Below are 15,589 nucleotides of genomic sequence, written 5' to 3'. Positions count from 1 at the left end.
TTTCACAATAAATTTTAAACACAAAGTCGTCTTACTATCACATACCTTCCTATCGCGTTACGATAATGATAGAAGGTTAATACTACTTAATAAAGCGGAAGGAGTCTGACCATGGTTACATTAAGCATTCTTGATCAAGTCCCTATACCTTCAGGGAGTGATGCCTATAAAACACTTGAGCATACGCGTGAACTCGCACGTACTGCAGAAGCTCTTGGATACTACCGATACTGGTTTGCAGAACACCATAGTACAAAAGGGCTTGCCAGCACCTCTCCAGAGATTATGATGTCTCACATCGCAGCCTCAACCTCTAATATCAAGGTAGGCTCTGGTGGTGTCCTGCTTCCACAATATAGTCCATTCAAAGTGGCAGAGAATTTCCGACAACTAGAAGCTCTTCATCCAGGACGTGTTGACCTTGGAGTCGGCCGTTCACCCGGTGGTACAGCAAAAACACGATTAGCTTTAACAGATGGCATTAATAAAAGCTTGAATGAATTCCCACGTCAATTAGAAGAGCTCTCCCACTACTTGACTGACTCTATGCCGAGAGGACACGAGTTTGCCGGCATAAAAGCAGCTCCTCAAACCGACTCACCCCCTTCTCTTTGGCTATTAGGTATGGGTGAGAATAGTGCTAAAAAAGCAGCAGAATTGGGCATTGGCTATGTCTTTGGGCATTTTATTAAACCTGATCGAGGTAAAAACGCCCTCCAAACTTACTATCAACTGTTCCAACCTACTTATTATAGTCCTTCTCCTTCAGCTATTATTGCCCTATTCGTCGTATGTGGAGAAACTGACGAAGAGGCGGAAGAACTTGCTTTAAGTCAGGATCTCTGGCTTCTGCGAGTAGAAAAAGGTCTTGATAGTCGAGTGCCATCCATTGACGAAGCTAAACAGCACCGTTATACAGTAACGGAAGAAGAACGAATAAAAAATAATCGAAAACGAATGATAATCGGATCTAGAGAAACAGTAAAGAAGAAAATCGACGAATTAGCCGAACACTATCAAACTGAAGAATTCATGGTTCTCACAAACATACATGATTTTGATGAGCGAAGAAAATCATATGAGCGTCTTGCACATATTTATTTATAAGGCGATTACTCAACATGTTTTTAGGTGTTACTCAAATAAAAGCCCCTACTTCTCAATGAAGTAGGGGCTTTTACCGTTATTCAGTTAATTCGGATCGATGCCGTATTCGATAAAATTCATAGAAATTCTTAACGATGACCTTAATGACGGAGTAAAGTGGAATAGCAATCAGCATCCCAATGAACCCATATAAAGCCGCTGCTACAATTAGTAGTAAAATGATGGTTAAAGGGTGTATGTTTAACCTTTTACCTAAGACAACAGGCGCTACCAGGTTTCCTTCTAACTGTTGAACAACTATCGTAATAATAATCACATACAAGGCTAACATCGGTTCTTGTGTTAAAGCGACAACCAGAGCAGGTATCACACCAATAATTGGTCCGAAAAATGGGACCACTGCTGTGATCATCACAAATAGTCCTAATATTAATGCATAAGGTAGTCCAATGATTAAATAACCAACATACATTAAGACACCGTCTACGATTGCTACAATAATTTGTCCAATAATATAGGCCGATAAAGTTTTATCAACCTTATGAAGGATCTGTTCTCCTTCACTCTGATGTTTATTAGGAATAAATCTCAGGAGAAATGGGCTTAATTTATGATCATCTTTAAGAAAATAGAATAAGACAAAAGGTACGATTACAAGGACTGTCGTAGCACTTGTTAATGCACTCACAACCTGCATAATGTGATCACCGAGGCTTTGCGTTAAATTACCTAAATAGCTCGTTGCTTTTTGTTGGAGGTTTTCTACAGAAAGCATCCCCATATCATTTTTCTCCATCATTTTCTCAGCTTCTTTTGCTGATTCTTTCAGCTTCTCAGGCAACTCCTTCGAAAACTCTGACACCTGACTCTGAATCGGGTTTGCTAGAAAAGTGAATCCAGTATAGAGGATACCCGCAATCCCTATAAACACAATTAAAATCGCGACAATATCTGATACAAATGGAATCTTTTTTAATAACTTAACAATAGGCTTGATTGCATAATACAAAAAACCAGCAATTAGTACTGGATAAAACAATGTACCTATAATTGTTTTCACCGGTTTCAATAAATCTAATTCTGTCAAAAAGAAAAAACAGATTAATAATAGAATAATACCTGTTATATACTTGAAGAAATCATGTCTAATCCACATTGGCCGTCTCCTTTGTTTTTATTCATTTCACTCTCATCCCTATACCACTCAACACTCTTTTACTAACTTGATTTCCACAAAAAGTTTCCGATTCCAGGGGATCTAAAAAGGAACCTCTCTCGTAAATATTGTTTCTATTAGAGTGAGGGGTGATTCCCTCTCCTATCAGCTAGATGTGGTTTTAAATACAAAACAACCATCTTTTAGGAATGAACCAAAATATAACGATAAAATGTCTCACGACTAACAAAAGAGAGCCGGAATACTCCAGCCCTCTTTTCTGGTTATAACAACGTTAGGATTCCCCCTAGATTCTTGCTTGTTTCTTTACGATCCAATCTTGTTTGAGCTCGTTTTTGGGCTAGCTCGTTAAGCTGCTTTTCCCCTTCAGTTTCCGGCTGAATTCCAGGTACTTTCATTGGTCTACCGTCGAGAAGGGCTACAAACGTAATAAAACACGTCGCTGCTATACGATTGGCACCCGTTAAAAGGTGTTCGGCGTTTACTTTCACAAAAACTTCCATTGAGCTTTTACCCGTCCATATGACAAAAGCTTCATAATGAATCGAATCCTCTTCCGTTATAGGATGTAAAAACTCCACCGTATCCATAGACACTGTCACGCATTCTAGACGAGAATGCCTTGTCGCCGCGATTGATGCTAGCATATCCATATCGGCAAGGAGTTTACCCCCAAATAATGTCCCATGGCTGTTAAGGTCAGGCGGAAAAATACGGCTGCTCTTATACACTCTTGATTCGCTTACATTCTTTTTCATATCATCTCTCCTTTTCTAAACAATAAAAAATGCATACTCTTTTCATAAGAGCATGCATAACAAATAGACTTTTCACAGTCTTCTCCGTTACACCCCCCTATCGTCCGTAGGTCAATCAGTGCTTTAGAAAAGGCAGGTCTCCTGGCTTGAAGCTTTGTTGAACGAATGCCCCTTCCCTATCATTGATAAGTGGGGTAACGCACCGTCCTTACTTCTTACAGTGGCGGGACCGCATTGGATTTTCACCAATTTCCCTATTAAGTACTGAAATCAGTACACCTTTTCCATTTTATTCAATTGTACTTCTCTATTCTTCATGCCGGGGATCTAAAAGTCAATACCATTCGTTAATCAAACGTTTGTTTAACTATTTATACCTTAAACAAACGTTTATTTAATGATTTTTGCCGGCAGAGGAACCCATTAATTAGAATGCAACAAAAAAAAGACGCCTTCACAGCGCCTTAATTTATTCGTCGGTTGAATCCTCAACCATTTGTTTCAATTCAGATAAACTCGTTCCGTCAAAACGCTTACCATCTACAAATAAGGTAGGCGTTTCTGAAACATTCTTTTTATTTGCATAAGCAAGGTCAGATTCTACTCGTTTCTCACCTGCACCACTCTTATAGGCTTTAACAACTCTGTCCGCTTCTTCTTCACTAACTAGACCACTAAGGGTTTTCGTTAAGAAAGATTCAGTTAAAACATCTTTCGTCTCAGATCCTTTTTTATGTTTGTCATACAGAACATGATGAAATTGCCAAAATACATCATTACCTAATTCTTGATAAACAACCTCAGCAAATTCAGCAGCCCTCGTGGAATCTTTATAGAGGAACGGATAATGGACAAAGTAAAATTTTGCTTTCTCAGTTGCTAATAATTCCTCTTGGATTTTTGGAAGCAAAGATTCATTAAAGGATTGACATGAAGAGCATTTATAATCACCAAATTGCACAATTTCAACTGGCGCTGTTTCCTCACCCAAGTGCGGTTGAGACTCTAATTTAAATCCTTTTGTATTTGCAAATGGATGAAACAGAAAGTTAATAAACAAAAATAGAATAACGAGTCCCGCAAATAATAATAACCATCTGGCACCCGGTTTTAACTTCTTTTTTGGTTTAGCCATTCAGTCACTTCCTCTTTAATCCTTTGTTACTTTCTCCTGATCGATCTTAAACGACCAACCTTTTCTCTTAAGGTATGTTGAAAGACTATATGGACCGCCGCCTCCTAGAAATAAAGACACTGACATAGCTAGAAAAGCAATGTCTAGTTCATAACCGCCCAGCATTCCAGTTGATCTCTTTACAAAGAGAAGAGCTCCTAATAAAATCATGGAAAACAGTACGCTGACAATTCGCGTTCCTAAGCCGAAAATCATCAAAACTCCTCCAGTTAACTCAACTATAGCCACAACATAAGCAAGAAAACCAGAAATACCGATCGTCTCAAAAAAAGCTACTGTATTCGTGATCCCTTCAGAAAACTTTAAAAAACCATGAGCAAAAAAAAGCATACCTACGACCAATCGAATTGTTAACAACCCGAGATGGGGATAGGTTTTCATTATTGATCCTCCCCAGATACTAACATTATTTGACACCGTTCGACACAGTTATCCAACTAAACGTTATCATAATGAATGCCTACATTGCAAAAGGATGAAGACCTATTTCTGACCCCTTGCGAGTGTGGAATGCCGAATGATTTGATTGATCACTTCCGAAAATACTAACCCTACTGCAATGGATCCCGATATCATAAATGCTCTGGCTGCAAGGTTAATGGCACTATTGTAATCATTTTGAACGAAATTCCTCATCGCATCGTAAGCCAGACCACCTGGAACAAGCGGAATAATCCCCGCTACACTAAATATAATGACTGGTGTCCGATACACCTTTGCAAAAACCTGACTAATAACAGCGATGACAAATGAGGCTGTTACAGTGGCGATGACAGCATCAATACCTGATGCCTCCATTCCGTAATAAATCATCCAGCCACACATGCCAACAAACCCGCCTTTAATAAGGGAGGATTTAGGAGCGTTAAATAATAATCCAAACGCTGCACTTGCCACAAAGCTCGTCAAAACCTGAGCAATAATTGTCATAATTGTCCTCCCTTTCTATAAAAATGATACAACAAGGGCAATGCCTGCTCCAATCGCAAATGCGGTAAGAAAGGCCTCTGCGCCTTTAGATAGGCCAGATATTAAATGCCCCGCCATTAAATCCCTTACAGCATTCGTGATTAATAGACCAGGAACAAGTGGCATCACTGAACCAATAATAATTTTATCAAGTTGCCCACCGATTCCAGTAGACACAAAAAGGACAGCGAGTAATCCTATGACAAATGAAGCAAGGAACTCTGAGAAGAATTTTATCGGTACAAGGCGGTTAAATAGTGAAACACTATAAAAGCCACCTCCCCCTGCAAGAACTGCCGGAAGAAAATCTCCCCACTCCCCTTGAAACATAATTAGAAAACAACCGCTTGCAATCGCAGCAGCAACTAACTGCTTAGGAAATGTATACCGCTCGGTCATTTTATCCAATTGGTCAAGCTCTTCATAAGCTTCCTTAATCGAAAGACCACCGCTGCTAATTCTCCTCGATATACTATTTACCTTCGTTACTTTATCTAAATCCGTCGTGCGCTCTGAAATGCGCATCAACTGTGTTTTGGAAGGTTCAGGACCTTCTAAAGAGAAAATAATCCCAGTAGGGGTTACGTAACTATTCGAATGCGTTGCCCCATAAGCGTCTGCAATTCTAGTCATCGTATCTTCTACACGGTAAGTTTCACCGCCATTTTGCAGCATTACCTTTCCAGCCAAAAGGCATACTTGAATAATGTCATAGGCATAACTCGTTTGATTTTCCATACGTCGCTCCTGACAACCGTGAAGTATTCATTGTTCGTTGTTTCTTAGTTTATATGAACCTACTTATGTTTATCAAATGTAATATAAAAAGAAGACGACCATTTTGAATGTCACTTTAACAAAAAGGCTATGTTAGCTTATACTGTTGATTCCCGATTTAAGGCTCATTAATATAGCCAAAAAAAATAGCGCTGGCATAAGCCAGCGCTATTGTTGAGACACTCTTTGCATTTTAGAATAAATCGACATATAGGTATTCGATTCCTCCACTTTACCCATCTCACGATATACCTTCGTCAACCACTGAACAGGGGTTGGGTCCGTTGGATGCAGCTCCATCTCCCAATCGAAGCAGGTAATTGCTTCATCATATTGTTTAAGTTTATGGTAGAGCTTACCTAGCTGAAATTGCTTATCTGGATCATCTTGAATATCCGCCATTATTTGTAGCGTTGATAGGATAGAGAGATCTTGGTTTTTCTCGAATAAAGGCTTCACCCAGCTATAGACGTATCCCAATCCAAATTCATGCAGCATCCTAGGGATAAGTGCTTGAAGTAAACCATCTAGATAAGGACGATTTTCTTTACGTTCCAAACAGCTTTGAAGGGAAGGATAATCAAAGGTTTTGAAATTTGTAGTCTCATCTTGAAATGCACTTAGAAGAAGGTCATATTCACTTTGGGTGATTTCACCTTTTCGTTCTGTCATTAATTGAATGGCTTCACTTGTTTTATTTAAATACATTAGAGCTTGAAAAGCATTGTTTCTTAGAGTTTTATGGTGAGGTGCTTCTGCATACATCAATGATAGCAGACGGGCTCGCTCAGATTCAGAGAGCGTAACATCGATGAGAGATAGTGGGTCCAGATCATCCTCTTCAGGTGATTGGAGATAGAGGTAAAGGCGTAAAGCGGATCGTTCAATAACACGTTTTTCTTTACGAAGGATTGATTCAAGGTAGGCTTGATGTGCTTGAAGGTCATCATAAGCCTGAATTTCAGCAAAAAGCGGATCAACTTCTTTAAGACCATCATGATCTCCTTCATAAAAGCTTCTAACTTTTTGATATTCTAATTTCCGCGATAGTTCGATCGCCCATTTATTTGTTGGATCGAAATAAAGCATCACAGCTAAAATTTGAAACGCCATCCGTAATTGGCCATTTCTGCGGTAGTCATAAAAATGCTTTCGCATTAATTTAATAATGGTTTCGGTTGAGAGAAATGAATCAAAATAAGAAAAGATAAAGGATGTTTCTTGAGGGGTGTACCGCTTCTGTACAGATTGAAAGACTTGCTTTGTAGATTTAAGATGAAGTGTTCGATCAGCTAGAAAGTGATCAATAAGCGGGTGAGGTGCTTGGAGTACGATCCCTTTCTGGAAAGCTTTCTCAATAAGAGATCCATTTTTAACTTCTGCCGTTTTTCCAGTAATGAAATCATCTTTATAAAAGAAAAGGTAGAAGTTACTTCCATCTGTCTTCTTAGCTTCTATAATCTTCATTCTTTGATGAATTACGAGTCGCTCAACACGTAATTGGACTTGTCGTTGATTCGAGATAACAGTAACACGTTGTGGTTGCTCGATCATTAAAATCCCTCCCGGGCAGAGCTGATTTTTAAACCTTCCACCTTTATTTTACCACTCCATTCATCAGGAAGAAAGTGATCATTCTTGAGCTTGAAGAAGCTGCTAAAATAAACGATTAGTTAAACCTGCTTTAGACAATTTAAGGATGAAGCTAAAAATTCATTTGTTGAGGTTTCTTCTCCATATGCCTATCGCTTTTTTAACCATTCCGATACAAGTTTGATTAGCTCTGAATCTATAGGATGCTTTACCTGCTTCTTGTAATCATTGATGATACTCGAGAAACGATGTTCTACTTTCGTTTTTCGTAAAACATGAGTTAGGTCATCAACAATATAATGTTCACATTCACCTTTAACAAGAAGACAAACGTCTTTCACCTGCTCCTTCTTTACCTGAACATCTTTTGAGCCAGTAATTGCAATAACTGGACACTCTACCTCACTTAAATATTCGCGCACGTCAAACTTCTCATGTTCACGATTCCATTTCGCGTTTATTTTCTGACCATTGTATCGTATAGTTGGCGCATCAGTACTTTTTATTTTTCGGGTCATTTTATCATTCATCTTATCTAACTTTTTATCCGCTTTAATGAATCGAAGCAACCACCCCTGGAAGCCACTTAGCGTTTGCATATCTTCTTTCATTTGACTTCTTTGCCAAGCTGTCGTTTCTGCAAGCGGCTCAGCTGAGGGAGATAATAGTATCATTCCTTGCACAGTAGTCCTAGTGTGGACGACAGGTGACACAAGACATCCCTCGCTATGCGCTAGAAGATAAATTCGCTCTTCATCAATACTTTCATGTGATTTAGCGAACTTTACAACGTCTACAGCATCATCAATTAGATCATAGTACCCTGTTTTATAATAATCCCCTCTACTTTCACCTATTCCCCTCTTGTCATACCGAAGAGTGGCGTACCCTTCAATTGTCAAAATAGTAGTGAATTCCTTTAACGCATTTATTTTTAGACTTTTGGCATTTTCATCACGATCCACAGGACCGCTTCCATGTATCATCACGATTACAGGATACTTCTCTTCTGAATTGGAAGGAAGAGTAAGAGTTGCACTTAAGTCAAATTCGCCTTTAACCATAACATCAATTTCCCTCATGCCTTTCGCTCCTTAAATCTGTTATTTAGTATTCACTTCTCATTTTCCCCAAGGGTTTTTATTTATTATATCGAATAACAAAAATAGGAAAGAATAAATAAGATGGTTTATTTTACAATGTGAGGTTATCTTACATCAAGTGTCCTTTTCAATCAGTACTACATGTATAATAAACAATTGTGTTGCTGCGTCTAACGTCATTTATTTTCTGAAAATACGATTTATTTTCCATTTTTATTAAAACACTTATAAAGTAAGTTAGATTCAGTTGAATTAAGGGAAGTGTGATCATATCTTACATTCTTCTTTCCTAAATCATATATAGAAGGGGCCTACATATGGATATTTTAAAAACAATTGTTGATGCTGGTAATGAGCTTATTTGGTCAAATGTTCTAATCGTCATTCTAATTGGTGTCGGACTTTATTTTACAATTCGTTCTCGATTCGTTCAATTTCGCTTATTCGGTGAGATGTTCCATGTTCTTTCTGAAAAGGACACAATGAAAGGAAGAAAAAACTCTGTTTCTAGTTTACAAGCTTTCTTCATTAGTACGGCTTCACGTGTTGGAACCGGAAACCTTGCCGGCGTTGCCTCAGCAGTTAGTATCGGTGGTCCCGGTGCTGTATTTTGGATGTGGGTTATTGCCCTACTCGGTGCAGCAAGTGGATTTGTTGAAAGCACACTAGCTCAAATTTATAAAGTGCGCGATGGCGACGATTTCCGTGGTGGACCTGCTTACTATATGCAGCGTGCACTAAATGCTAGATGGTTAGGGATTATCTTCGCCGTCTTAATTACATTCAGCTTTGGTCTTGTATTTAACTCTGTACAATCCAATACGATCGCACTTGCTTTCGAAAATTCATTTGATGTGAATCGCTGGGTATTAGGTGCGATCTTAACTGTTGCAACGGCGATCATTATTTTCGGTGGCGTTCGTCGAATTGCTGTTGTTTCTCAAATCATTGTACCAATTATGGCAGGGATTTATATCATTGTTGCTGGTTTTGTTTTAATTGTTAATTTCACTGAAATTCCAGCTATGATCGCTCTGATTTTCCAACATGCTTTTGGTTTAAAAGAAGTGACAGGAGGCGGTGTAGGTGCCGCAATGCTTCTAGGAATCAAACGTGGTCTTTTCTCCAACGAAGCTGGTATGGGTAGTGCTCCCAATGCTGCTGCAACTGCCGACGTATCACACCCAGTAAAGCAGGGACTTATCCAAGCGCTTGGTGTGTTCGTGGATACTCTACTTATTGCTACAGCAACAGCATTTATGATTCTAATGTCAGATGGCTATGTTGATTCAAAGCTAGATGGTGTACAGCTTACTCAGGAAGCGATGAACCAACACTTAGGAAGTGGCGCAGGTATATTCGTAGCAGTTGCCGTTCTCCTCTTTGCTTTTAGTTCAATTATTGGTAACTATTACTACGGTGAAACAAATATCGAATTTATTAAATCAAGCAAAACCGCTCTTCTTCTTTATAGACTGGCCGTTCTTGCCATGGTTATGTTCGGTGCTAAAGCCGGATTCGGTATCGTTTGGGGCATGGCCGACCTTTCCATGGGTCTTATGGCACTCTTGAACTTAATCGTCATCTCCATTATTGGTAAAGTGGCGTTTGTAGCATTGAAAGACTATCGCGATCAGCGAAAAGCAGGTAAAGATCCTCAATTCTACGCGGATACGATAAAAGGCTTGAAATCAGATATTTGGACAGATAAGCCTGTAAAAGATAAATCAAACTAATGTACTATTTTCTGCCCCTTGAAGCAAAATGCCGTTTGGCATCCGCCTTCAGGGGGTATTTTCTTTACTAGATAATCGTAAGAGAAAGGAGCGTTTTTGCAATGAGTGATCGCAAAGGACTAAGTGATAAAGTGAAAGGCGCTGTTTCCAAAACTAAAGGTGAAGTAAAAGATCAAATTGGTAATGCAAAGGATGACCAACACCTTCAAGAGGAAGGCAAACGTGATAAGTCGAAAGGTGAATATCAGGAACGATCTGGTAATCTCAAGGATAAAAATTAAACAAACTCAATTCATAAATAAAAGGAGAGCGGGAACCCGCTCTCCTTTTATTTATGAACGTTTAGCATTATTACCGATTTGCTTCATGTTATCTTGAAGTTCAAGAATTCGCTTCGTACCTTCATCTCGCAGACGTTTATTCTCGTCCTCAATGGCTCTCGTTTCTTCCATACCTTTAACGATTGTATTCCAGGATTCTTCAATCGTCTCAATCTTAACACTCGGTCTACCAGATAATTTAGCTATCTCAACGCTTTGATTCGAGATGTTCTGCGCATTGTTTTTTAACATTTCGTTTGTACGACGGTCCAGCTCGTTCATTGAATCAGCAACAAGCTTCTGACGCTTCGCGGTCACAGCTTGAATGACACCGTTCTTAAAAACAGGAATGGTAATAATAAAGGCTGAATTGATCTTACCTATTAGCTTTGTGTTTCCGCGCTGCAACAGTCGAATTTGTGGAGCTGTTTGAATTGCAACCATTCTCGCCATCTCAAGATCGTAGATGCGCTCCTCTAGCGTCTGAATAGCATTATTCAAAGTATCTAGCTCCATTTGCGCCATTTGATCGCCAGCACTAACTTTTTGTTGGATCGCAGGAACCTTATCTTGAAGTTCTTCTAACTTTATTTGACCTGCAACGACGTACTTCTCAAGTTCTACATAATAGTTCAGATTATGTTGGTACATTTCATCCAACGTCCCAGTAGAACGAGACATTTCATCTTTGTACTTGGAGATTTCAACGTGTACCTTCTCAATTTCTCCACCGAGCGTCTGATATTTACCAAAAATCTTTTCTACCATATCATTGCTTTTTTTGAAAAACTTAGAGAGAAAGCCCGTTTTCGGCTCTTCAAAATCTTTTTTATCAAAACGATCCATGATTTTCCCAAGTTGTTTCAGCATCTCACCTGAGTCCGTGACGCTAGTTGTACGCATCATAGATAAGATTTTATCTGAGAACTTCGAAATCTCTACTGCTGGTTCTTTACCAAATTCGAGTAATGCCATTTGGTCTTTTACATCAATTTCACCGGCAAGCTTTTGAACTTCTTGCTCTTCGCGAAGTTTTAAACGTACATCTTCAGCCTTCGCTTCTGTAATCTCTTCATTCTTATCGAGCGTAGTTAGGCCTGTCTCATTCGTCATGGACGATCACTCCCTGATTATAATTTAATCGATTTAAATAGCTTACGAAATACAGAAGGTTCTTTAAAATCCTGCCGAAATGCCATTTCCTCTAACCAATGCGTATCAAACTGATTCGAATCAAGGTAGCGCTCAATACATTGATGACCAGGAGGATTATATAGAATGATATCAATACCGAACTCATTTAGCAGGTGTAACACTGCTGCATCTGATCGTGATAATGTACCGTTCATTTCTGTATTATATAGCACTACTTTCGGCACTTCCTGAGAATAATCAAACGTTTGCATTAAATGAACAAACTCCTCAGGGATTTTTGTAGTTTGAGAGAATAAATAAAGCTTAATATCTTCTTCCGTTTCATTACCTTCCGGAAGCAGCTTCGGATTTGCACACATTCTTGAGATAGCTTGTCCAATCGCTTTCTGTGTCTCATTGGGAAGGTGTTTATACTGCCACCAATTCCCCTGCATCATCAATTCAGGATCTAACATTCCTTCCCGATTCATCGTATGCTGGTAGTGAAATTTCTGATTCGCTCTCGTCTCTTGTGTGAAAGGAAACTGACGAATCATCGTAGTCGATTTCGCTTCACTTATATCTTGAAGTCGGTTCCAGTATTCCTTTTTATTCTCAGATACTCCCATGATCTTAGCAAATAAAGAGGGGATATGGACCGTGCCATCCTCTACTTTAAAATTAGGTCTAATAAATGCTTTTTCCTTTGCAATCAGAAATAATTCATCATAAGTCGTTTTTAGAGTAACAGACTTAGGGGAATAATTTCGTAACTGCCAAGGCTTAAAAAGTTGCGATCCTTCATGATGAAGCACCGTATCCATTTCCTTTGTTGCTCGATAAGCAACCGTAGAGCGTCTCTCTGGTTTTTCAATCGGAAATGGTTCAATTGCGACGGTAGTAGGTAATTTCCTTTTCTCCATCAATTCCCCATCGGGATCGAGTTCGTCAAACGAATCAACTCCTTCAGGATGAAAATAAAGGACATCGCATCCAAGCTGAACAAGATATAGTAAAAAGTATTGCTGACTTGTTGAAGCTTCACCGTACCATACAATACCGGGCATCTTTATTTCAAACTCCACATCCTCTAACCATGGAGCGAGATGATTCCAAGTCCATTTCATTAAATCAACAAGTACTCTGCGAAATTCCGGGTGACTAAATCCACCATTATGCTGTTTCTCAAACAGTTCAAGAATGGAGATCAATGATTTTCGCATATGACGATGTAAGGCAGGATTTTTGTGTGAAGGAATCAGTTTGGCACCTTCCAAAAAGGCTACAAACCGATTCGCAGAAAGTCCGTTTTCTTTTTGGTTAATGGAATGAATCGATTGAATCGCCTGAAGTCGTTCAGGACTTATTACCTTATTCAATTCTTCACTTAATACATGAAAATAGTTAGAATTCGATAGCTCATGCAGCTGAAGAAAATATTCATTCTCATCATAATAGCTCCCCAAAAATCTCCCCACGATTTGCGTTATAAGTAATTCGTTCCCGTTCTCATAAGGAGTTCGTTCAGGAAACGGCTTGAATAATAGTTCATTTAAATTCTCATCATCAAGTGGTGTTTTCTTGATAAGAATTTGATCATAGTGACTCATGATGTTCTCCCCGCTTTCTCATTCCTTTCCGGAGGATGGTCAGTTCCGATCAAGCCTCCCTACATTCATAATTTTATTATACTTTTACAAGTAAGAAGTAACCCTATTTATTTCTAGCCATTCTTTCATCAATATAACATCTTCTATCTTTCAGAATAACATACTATTTCTTCCATACTTAACTCTTTTGTTCTACTGATTCTTTTTTTAAAGATAAGTCGACGACAATGGAGTCTAGAATTTCTTCAGAGGCTTTCATTCCATGGGCTGTCGTTTTGGGAAGATCGGGATAACTTTCGAGAACTTCACCATGTGCAGGTACATAGCCACAATCACCTTGGTAAACAAGTTCATAATCAAGAAGGGAGTCTCCTGCTGTATACACGTAAGATAATCCAATCTCATTCTTCAAATAGTCGACGGCTTTCCATTTGTTTACTGGATTTGGAACAAAATAAAGCTTCCTCCCCTGAAGACTAGGTTGCCATCCCTGCTCACGTGACCACTCAAATAAATGATAGAGTTCTTCGGACGATACGTGATCTCGTTTAATAATTAGGTAAACAAAAAGGTAGTCTGCATGACGAATTCGCTCAACCCAGTTTCCTGTGATAAGGTTCTCCAGTTGCCGAACAAAGGCATCAAGCGACAAGCACTCTTCTAACGAAGCATTGATTCGATTCGACCAGTCACTCAATACTTTTCCGTTCTTTAAAATTCGACCGCCATTACTTGTTATGGCGTATTCGGGTTGAATCGTTGTTTGAAAGAGTGTGATACGACGGTATTGTTCAACTGTTCTTGTTGTAACAGGGATAAAATAAATCTCTTTATTTACCTTCTGTAATAACTTACTAGCATAGTTGGAAATATACGAAATTTCCTTTCCATCGAGTGTTTCAATTAATTCATAGTTTTGCTGGGTATCTTGCTCGATCATTCTACTAGAATAAATTAACGTGCGATCTAAATCACTAGCAAATGCTCTCATGATTCTTTCTCCATAGGCTTAATCAGTCCGCAGCATGAATAAGACATGTTTGCGTACTCTTCAATTGGAACACCTCGGTCTCTTGCTAGAATAAGAATATGTTCTAAGTTCATTTCCGCACCTGGATGCACAAGAATTTTCCATGGAACACGCCGTAACAATACTCTCGTTGTTTCTCCAACACCAGGTTTGATGAGGTTACTGTTTGCTATTCCATAATCCCTCTGGATGTTTTCGATGGATTCAAGTCCTTTCCACTTCGGCTTGCGATCTTCCTTTGAGATATCTTGCAATCCATCTTCAACCTCTGTAGCGATCAAAGGATACTGTGTACAAATTGTATCGACGAATAAGTTGGAGACATCTTCTGCAGCAAGCTCCGAGTAGTATTTGCCTCCGTGAAAATCTCCCTCATGAATCCAATTATTATTAAGCACAGTACGACTGACAAGCCCTGATACGGTTGAATTTAAACAAGCACTTGGAATCAGAAAATCTTCACGAGTTCCAAAAAGAGAAGAACAGTCACCTGGGTCTGCTAAAACGGCTAATTCGCTCGATAGATTCTTGCCAGTACTAGCATTAAATTCTGCTACTGACTTTGTTAACTCCTTTGTAATCGCTCCTTTTCCAGTCCATCCGTCAATAAACGTAATAGACGAATCAGGATGCTGATTTAAAATAAATTGAAGAGCATTCTCATCAATGCCTCTGTCCCTAATAATAGAAATGCTGTAATGGGGAAGTTCTCGATCATACTTATAAGAAAGGTAACGCTTGATTAATACACCTATTGGCGTGCCTGCTCTAGCAAGCGAAACAAGTACTGTTTGAAAGCCTCTTTCCGCCACAAGCTGTTCAGCAACAATCCCTACTGCTACAGCCACTTTGTGCTTCGCCTCTTCGAGTGAAGTATAGAACAATTTCATATATTCATCTGTCGGCTTATACTCAATAGGAAGCATCTCAGAATAGTGTGTACCTTTCTGAATTGCCTGTTCTCTCTCCATCGTACTTTTTTCCATTGTGATGTCTGATAAATCTTTTAGAAGGAAAGTTACATCTTGATCAGGATAACTTCCCATTTTGGTAGTCTGTACAGTCAATTTGTTCATCCCT

The 15,589-nt window shown here is 39.1% G+C and carries 15 protein-coding genes and 1 riboswitch; of the genes, 3 read left to right on the top strand and 12 right to left on the bottom strand.

Annotated elements, in window-relative coordinates; genetic code table 11:
* The first annotated feature begins 111 nt into the window (after positions 1 to 111).
* Complete coding sequence (locus AC0VYO_RS02050) at positions 112 to 1,107, top strand: LLM class flavin-dependent oxidoreductase (protein WP_475368333.1); 996 nt, start codon at positions 112 to 114, stop codon at positions 1,105 to 1,107.
* 76 nt (positions 1,108 to 1,183) lie between these two features.
* On the opposite strand, the gene AC0VYO_RS02045 is transcribed toward AC0VYO_RS02050, so the two are convergent.
* From AC0VYO_RS02045 to AC0VYO_RS02010, 8 genes are all read right to left on the bottom strand, one after another.
* Positions 1,184 to 2,263 carry an AI-2E family transporter gene (locus tag AC0VYO_RS02045; protein ID WP_475368332.1) on the bottom strand — a complete coding sequence of 360 codons (1,080 nt, stop codon included), beginning with the start codon at positions 2,261 to 2,263 and terminating at the stop codon, positions 1,184 to 1,186.
* A gap of 284 nt (positions 2,264 to 2,547) precedes the next feature.
* Positions 2,548 to 3,042, bottom strand: a complete 495-nt coding sequence (locus tag AC0VYO_RS02040; RefSeq protein WP_430241612.1) for an acyl-CoA thioesterase — start codon at positions 3,040 to 3,042, stop codon at positions 2,548 to 2,550.
* Positions 3,043 to 3,156: 114 nt separating this feature from the next.
* A riboswitch (cobalamin riboswitch) is annotated at positions 3,157 to 3,340 on the bottom strand.
* Positions 3,341 to 3,511: 171 nt separating this feature from the next.
* A complete protein-coding gene (locus AC0VYO_RS02035) occupies positions 3,512 to 4,177 on the bottom strand; it encodes a DsbA family protein (protein ID WP_475368331.1) in 666 nt (221 codons plus the stop codon).
* Positions 4,178 to 4,192: 15 nt separating this feature from the next.
* Positions 4,193 to 4,618 (bottom strand): DoxX family protein, encoded by a 426-nt coding sequence (locus AC0VYO_RS02030; RefSeq protein WP_475368330.1) that lies wholly within the window; start codon positions 4,616 to 4,618, stop codon positions 4,193 to 4,195.
* A 102-nt stretch (positions 4,619 to 4,720) separates the two neighbouring features.
* Positions 4,721 to 5,167, bottom strand: a complete 447-nt coding sequence (locus AC0VYO_RS02025) for a threonine/serine exporter family protein (protein ID WP_194222355.1) — start codon at positions 5,165 to 5,167, stop codon at positions 4,721 to 4,723.
* A gap of 15 nt (positions 5,168 to 5,182) precedes the next feature.
* Positions 5,183 to 5,944 carry a threonine/serine exporter family protein gene (locus AC0VYO_RS02020; RefSeq protein WP_475366414.1) on the bottom strand — a complete coding sequence of 254 codons (762 nt, stop codon included), beginning with the start codon at positions 5,942 to 5,944 and terminating at the stop codon, positions 5,183 to 5,185.
* A 207-nt stretch (positions 5,945 to 6,151) separates the two neighbouring features.
* Positions 6,152 to 7,537, bottom strand: coding sequence for a hypothetical protein (locus AC0VYO_RS02015; protein ID WP_475368329.1), 1,386 nt, complete (start codon positions 7,535 to 7,537; stop codon positions 6,152 to 6,154).
* A 188-nt stretch (positions 7,538 to 7,725) separates the two neighbouring features.
* Positions 7,726 to 8,658: an alpha/beta hydrolase family protein gene (locus AC0VYO_RS02010; RefSeq protein ID WP_475368328.1), complete on the bottom strand. Its 933-nt coding sequence runs from the start codon at positions 8,656 to 8,658 to the stop codon at positions 7,726 to 7,728.
* A gap of 338 nt (positions 8,659 to 8,996) precedes the next feature.
* Here AC0VYO_RS02010 and AC0VYO_RS02005 point away from each other — a divergent pair, with 338 nt between their 5' ends.
* Together AC0VYO_RS02005 and AC0VYO_RS02000 are read left to right on the top strand one after the other, a co-directional pair.
* Complete coding sequence (locus AC0VYO_RS02005) at positions 8,997 to 10,415, top strand: alanine/glycine:cation symporter family protein (RefSeq protein WP_194222359.1); 1,419 nt, start codon at positions 8,997 to 8,999, stop codon at positions 10,413 to 10,415.
* 101 nt (positions 10,416 to 10,516) lie between these two features.
* Positions 10,517 to 10,696: a CsbD family protein gene (locus AC0VYO_RS02000; protein ID WP_430241624.1), complete on the top strand. Its 180-nt coding sequence runs from the start codon at positions 10,517 to 10,519 to the stop codon at positions 10,694 to 10,696.
* A 51-nt stretch (positions 10,697 to 10,747) separates the two neighbouring features.
* On the opposite strand, the gene AC0VYO_RS01995 is transcribed toward AC0VYO_RS02000, so the two are convergent.
* From AC0VYO_RS01995 to AC0VYO_RS01980, 4 genes are all read right to left on the bottom strand, one after another.
* Complete coding sequence (locus tag AC0VYO_RS01995; RefSeq protein WP_194222361.1) at positions 10,748 to 11,848, bottom strand: toxic anion resistance protein; 1,101 nt, start codon at positions 11,846 to 11,848, stop codon at positions 10,748 to 10,750.
* Positions 11,849 to 11,865: 17 nt separating this feature from the next.
* The gene (locus AC0VYO_RS01990; RefSeq protein ID WP_283153115.1) at positions 11,866 to 13,479 is read right to left on the bottom strand and encodes a YceG family protein; all 1,614 of its coding nucleotides are present in this window, start codon (positions 13,477 to 13,479) and stop codon (positions 11,866 to 11,868) included.
* 178 nt (positions 13,480 to 13,657) lie between these two features.
* Positions 13,658 to 14,470 (bottom strand): HAD family hydrolase, encoded by an 813-nt coding sequence (locus AC0VYO_RS01985; protein WP_475368327.1) that lies wholly within the window; start codon positions 14,468 to 14,470, stop codon positions 13,658 to 13,660.
* Positions 14,467 to 15,585, bottom strand: a complete 1,119-nt coding sequence (locus tag AC0VYO_RS01980) for a cysteine protease StiP family protein (protein WP_430246994.1) — start codon at positions 15,583 to 15,585, stop codon at positions 14,467 to 14,469. Before AC0VYO_RS01980 ends, AC0VYO_RS01985 begins: the two co-directional genes overlap by 4 nt.
* Positions 15,586 to 15,589: the final 4 nt, after the last annotated feature.

The sequence above is a fragment of the Anaerobacillus sp. 63XJN7_4_ISO-PGPR-S23-413 genome (assembly GCF_056173725.1).
The sequence above is the reverse complement of the archived record's forward strand: the minus strand, read 5'-3'. Positions and strand labels throughout refer to the sequence as shown.

Coding starts and splice junctions, on each gene's coding strand:
- AC0VYO_RS02035 (WP_475368331.1), bottom strand. CDS start 4,177: ATGGCTAAACCAAAAAAGAAGTTAAAACCGGGTGCCAGATGGTTATTA.
- AC0VYO_RS02030 (WP_475368330.1), bottom strand. CDS start 4,618: ATGAAAACCTATCCCCATCTCGGGTTGTTAACAATTCGATTGGTCGTA.
- AC0VYO_RS02015 (WP_475368329.1), bottom strand. CDS start 7,537: ATGATCGAGCAACCACAACGTGTTACTGTTATCTCGAATCAACGACAA.
- AC0VYO_RS02040 (WP_430241612.1), bottom strand. CDS start 3,042: ATGAAAAAGAATGTAAGCGAATCAAGAGTGTATAAGAGCAGCCGTATT.
- AC0VYO_RS02010 (WP_475368328.1), bottom strand. CDS start 8,658: ATGAGGGAAATTGATGTTATGGTTAAAGGCGAATTTGACTTAAGTGCA.
- AC0VYO_RS01990 (WP_283153115.1), bottom strand. CDS start 13,479: ATGAGTCACTATGATCAAATTCTTATCAAGAAAACACCACTTGATGAT.
- AC0VYO_RS02020 (WP_475366414.1), bottom strand. CDS start 5,944: ATGGAAAATCAAACGAGTTATGCCTATGACATTATTCAAGTATGCCTT.
- AC0VYO_RS01980 (WP_430246994.1), bottom strand. CDS start 15,585: ATGAACAAATTGACTGTACAGACTACCAAAATGGGAAGTTATCCTGAT.
- AC0VYO_RS02000 (WP_430241624.1), top strand. CDS start 10,517: ATGAGTGATCGCAAAGGACTAAGTGATAAAGTGAAAGGCGCTGTTTCC.
- AC0VYO_RS02050 (WP_475368333.1), top strand. CDS start 112: ATGGTTACATTAAGCATTCTTGATCAAGTCCCTATACCTTCAGGGAGT.
- AC0VYO_RS01995 (WP_194222361.1), bottom strand. CDS start 11,848: ATGACGAATGAGACAGGCCTAACTACGCTCGATAAGAATGAAGAGATT.
- AC0VYO_RS02005 (WP_194222359.1), top strand. CDS start 8,997: ATGGATATTTTAAAAACAATTGTTGATGCTGGTAATGAGCTTATTTGG.
- AC0VYO_RS01985 (WP_475368327.1), bottom strand. CDS start 14,470: ATGAGAGCATTTGCTAGTGATTTAGATCGCACGTTAATTTATTCTAGT.
- AC0VYO_RS02025 (WP_194222355.1), bottom strand. CDS start 5,167: ATGACAATTATTGCTCAGGTTTTGACGAGCTTTGTGGCAAGTGCAGCG.
- AC0VYO_RS02045 (WP_475368332.1), bottom strand. CDS start 2,263: ATGTGGATTAGACATGATTTCTTCAAGTATATAACAGGTATTATTCTA.